The sequence below is a fragment of the Nonomuraea basaltis genome, assembly GCF_005893125.1.
In the GTDB taxonomy this organism is placed as follows: Bacteria; Actinomycetota; Actinomycetes; order Streptosporangiales; family Streptosporangiaceae; genus Nonomuraea; species Nonomuraea basaltis.
Window position 1 is genome coordinate 1 of the sequence record NZ_VCJS01000468.1, and the last position, 3,214, is coordinate 3,214.

General features: G+C 68.1%; 5 protein-coding genes. All 5 read right to left on the minus strand.

Annotated elements, in window-relative coordinates:
- Positions 1–250: 250 nt before the first annotated feature.
- Positions 251–433 (minus strand): hypothetical protein, encoded by a 183-nt coding sequence (locus EJK15_RS68395; RefSeq protein ID WP_138720787.1) that lies wholly within the window; start codon positions 431–433, stop codon positions 251–253.
- 12 nt (positions 434–445) lie between these two features.
- Positions 446–1,255, minus strand: coding sequence for a hypothetical protein (locus tag EJK15_RS68400; RefSeq protein WP_138720788.1), 810 nt, complete (start codon positions 1,253–1,255; stop codon positions 446–448).
- A gap of 482 nt (positions 1,256–1,737) precedes the next feature.
- On the minus strand, positions 1,738–2,550 hold the full coding sequence (locus tag EJK15_RS68405; protein WP_138720789.1) for an ExeA family protein: 813 nt from the start codon (positions 2,548–2,550) through the stop codon (positions 1,738–1,740).
- Positions 2,547–2,801, minus strand: coding sequence for a hypothetical protein (locus EJK15_RS68410; RefSeq protein ID WP_138720790.1), 255 nt, complete (start codon positions 2,799–2,801; stop codon positions 2,547–2,549). The genes EJK15_RS68405 and EJK15_RS68410 overlap by 4 nt, the downstream gene beginning before the upstream one ends.
- The coding region (locus EJK15_RS68415; protein WP_206062324.1) for a Mu transposase C-terminal domain-containing protein at positions 2,798–3,214 on the minus strand (417 nt) is incomplete at its 5' end. The genes EJK15_RS68410 and EJK15_RS68415, both read right to left, overlap by 4 nt.

Here is a 3,214-nt window from a genome sequence, read left to right on the forward strand (position 1 = left end):
CCTTGGCGCGCGAGCTCGACCGCGCGACGCCGGAACTCTGGCGGGTGTGGTGCGGGCATGAAGGACATCCTTCCTGATGATCAAGGGTGACCTCAGGTCAAGTGTCCGGAGAACAGGGGGAAGCTCACCATCTGCTGTACACCCGGGAATTACTGCTCCTCCTGGCCTACCGCAGAAGTTCACGGCGGCCTGATCATCTCATGCTCCCGTGGATCCGCTTGGTCCCCGACCGTCATCCGGCGGCAGGAGTTCATCCGGCGCCAGCCTCCGTGTCGTCACCCACCTCGCGAAAATCCGCGAGGCTGAGGCCGAGCGGCTCCAGCAGCTCCGTCAGCTCGTGCAACTGGTAATAGCCGGGCAGCCGCCCGACCGCTGCACCGCCTCGGGTGACGAGATACCAGACCTCGCCCGGCTGGACATCTGGGTTAACCATGCTGACGAAGATTCAGTGCGCGTTGCCGGGCCGGACGTCCACCGGCTGCACGCGGATACCACCAGGGCCTTCGAGGTAGCGGGCCATGGCGGTCAGCCGGGCGGTGAGAACCGTGGCAAGTCCACGAGCTTGATCTCGCGTAGATCGTCGTCGGCCTGCTCGGTCGCGCCCGAGCCCAGTCGCGAGCCCGGCCGCGAGCCTAATGGTGCGTCGGCTGTGGGGGAGTGTGGCGGCGACGCGCCACCAGGGGATGTCCCGCGTGATGGCTGGTGGGAAAGCGCGGGCGAGGTAGGTGAGGTAGCGACGGGTGGCGTTCGCGTCGAGCCGATGTCGGGGTCGGTAGTGATCATCGGGTTGCGTGCTGGGCGGGCGGGTTTTGATGAGGGCGGGAATCACCTGGTCGAGCAGATGGGCGCGCAGCGCCGAAATATCCTCGCCGAGCGGCCCGGTCAGCGGGGTGGGATTGGTACCGGAGTCAGCGTAGACGGTGCGGATCAGCCATAAGCCCAGCGGAGTACTGGTCAACTCGGCCAGTCCGGGGACCGAGTGGTTCTCCAGGGCGGCCAGCACCTTTTGCCAAGCATCAGATGGGGCGGCGGCCAGGCAGACACGCAGGTAGTCAGCGGCGCCCTTAGGGGTGAGCTGGGTAGGGATGATGACTGCGGCACCGGTTAGTGGCCGGCCTGCGGTGGCTACGGCCGTAGTGAACTCGGCGGTGCGGCTGGTCAGGATGACCTGGTCACCGGCCGTCAACGAGGCGTTCAGCGCGGTGATGGTCTCGGTGCGGGCCTGTTCGCCGATCTCGTCTAGGCCGTCCAGCACGGGTAGCACGTGCCCGCCGGGGACGAGCGCGGCGGCGGCGCCGAGGCCGAGTTCGGGGGCCTTCAGCGCCGGGTAGTCCTGGGCGAGGCGGTCAGCCAGCCAGTCCTGCAGGCGTGGGTGCGTCTGCGGGTTCCAGCCGGAGATCGGCAGGAGGACCGGGACCGGTACCGTCTCCCCTTGTCCTGCCGCGTCGGCGGCGGCCTGGTGATGTGTGAGGGCTCAGGACTTCCTTGACAGTCTGTGCTCAGGACTTCCTTGGCATGATCAGGGCTTCTCAGGTGTGTGCGGAGCGTGACCGGCGTGGAAGTGGCGGGTCGGGATGTCGGGGTTGCGTGTTGAGTGCCGTTGAAAATCGTGATGCGCTTGCCACTCAGGATGAGCATGTTCGGGGATGAAGAAGGCCCGCTGGTGGTGTCCAGCGGGCTTCGTTGATCTTCATGGTGTCACTGGGATGTGCAACGCGCCGATCGTCGGCGCGGTGGTCACTCGGCGGTGACCTCAGCGACTGCGGTCCGTGCGCTGGTCTCGTCAACGATGGGCTTGCCCTCGGCGTAGGCGGACAGCAGGGACTGGACCGCGAGGTTGTTGACCGCGCGGGGATAGCCGCGTGAGGTGTCGTGGATGAGGGTGATCGCGTCGTCGGCGAACAGGGTGTCGCTGCGGCCGGCGAGCGCGAGGTGGTGGACCAGGTAGGAGGCGGTCTCTTCCCCGCTCATCGGCGGCATGTTGTAGCGGATCGCGATCCGCTGGTCGAGGGCGGCGAGCATGCCCAGCTTGATCTTGCGCCGCAGCGTCGGCTGGCCGATCAGCAGGCAGGCCAGCGGGCTGGTGGAGTCCATGTCGTGGTTGGTCAGCATCCTGATCGCCTCCAGTTGCTCGTGGTCGAGCAGGTGAGCCTCGTCGATGATCAGGATCGGGACCCGTCCGCGTTCGGCGTGTTCGGTGGCCAGCAGGTCGCTGGCCTGCGGGATCAGCGTCGACTTGTGGGGGCGGGGGACGCCGCCGAGCGCGGTGACGATCGCGTGGTGGATCCCGGCGACCCCGACCGCGGGGTTGGCGAGGTAGATGACGCTGTGGCGGGGGTGGTCGAGTTGGGCCAGCGACGCGCGGACGGCGACGGTCTTCCCGGCCCCGACCTCGCCGGTGATCACGCCCAGCGCCCGTTCGCCGATGCACCAGGTAATGCGGGCCGCGGCCTGCGCGTGGGAGGAGTGCCGGTGCAGCATCGAGGGGGCCAGACTCCTGCCGAACGGCATGCGGGTGAAACCCCAGTGGGCCTGCAGTTTGTCTATCAACGCGTGTCCATCCTCTCCAAGTAGCTGATGCAGTCCTCCAGTTCGGCCGCGGCCTGCTCGGCCCGGTAGTGGAAGACCACGGCCAGGCGGACCGCGCCGTCGGCCGAGGGCGGCAGTTCCCGGGCCGGGAAGCCGCCGGTCAGACGCAGGGCCAGGGCAAAGGCCCGGCGGGCGAGTTCGCGTGCCTGACGTTCGGTGTTCTCCAACTGCCAGAGCCGGTCCTGGATCATGACCGGCTCGTCCGCGCTCACGCTTCCTCGCCCAGGTCGACTGCTTCGACGGGCCGGGCCTGGCCGGGCAGCAGGACCTCGTAGTTGATCCGCTGGCCGAGCTGCTTGGTGCGTTCGGTGTCGATCAGGCGGAGGTAGTTGATGCCGGTCGCCGGCGCCGGCTCCGCGACCGGGGTCTCGGGCTTGGCCTTCGGGTGCGCGTGCCGGGTGATCTGGTGCGGGATCGCGAGCCCGAAGGGCTTGCCGTTGAAGCGGACATCGATGTCGGTCAGGTCGAAGGGGTCGAAGACCAGCTCGACCTTCCGCCCGACCAGGGCCGGGTCGACGTTGTAGCTGTTGCCCTGGAGGGAGACCGTGGCGGTCTTCGTCACGGTGCGATGCTCGGCCCAGCGGAACGCTTCCCGCAGCTGGGCCGGGGTCGGGGTGGGGAACGG

What these genes read in the sequence shown, in the direction of transcription:
- EJK15_RS68395 (WP_138720787.1), bottom strand. Translation starts at nt 433, where the DNA reads ATGGTTAACCCAGATGTCCAGCCGGGCGAGGTCTGGTATCTCGTCACC.